Below are 433 nucleotides of genomic sequence, written 5' to 3'. Positions count from 1 at the left end.
TAGTATTAGCTTTTGTATTTTCAAAATCGATTAACACAGTATTAAATAAAATTAATGTATTAAATCAAACGATTCGGGATTTAGCTAGTGATAAAAAAACCCCTAATATAATCGATGTCAAAAGCGATGACGAGATGGGGGAACTGATTAGGTCAGTAAACTTGCTTATAGAAAGAACGACTTATCGAGAATTAGAACTACAACAACAGGAACAAATAAAAAAAGAGCTATTAAATAAATTACGACATGATATTAATACACCCTTAACTGCGGTTAGATTACAATTATATTATTTAGAAGACGAATACGAAGAACAAGCACCAGTACTTGAATCAATGTATGAGCAGATACAATATATAAGTGATTTAACTAACGAATTTAATATTCAATCTACAGAGACATTAGAGAATACTTATATTGTGAATGATGAAGT

1 protein-coding gene is annotated in these 433 nt (G+C 29.1%); it reads left to right on the top strand.

Annotation, left to right across the window (positions count from 1 at the left end; all coding sequences use genetic code 11):
- On the top strand, positions 1-433 hold a 433-nt coding region (locus KI356_RS27200; RefSeq protein ID WP_212937002.1), incomplete at both ends, for a histidine kinase dimerization/phospho-acceptor domain-containing protein.

The organism is Bacillus hominis (assembly GCF_018332515.1).
Taxonomy (GTDB): domain Bacteria; phylum Bacillota; class Bacilli; order Bacillales; family Bacillaceae_G; genus Bacillus_A; species Bacillus_A hominis.
Note: the sequence above shows the minus strand (reverse complement) of the source record. Positions and strands in the feature narration are given on the sequence as shown.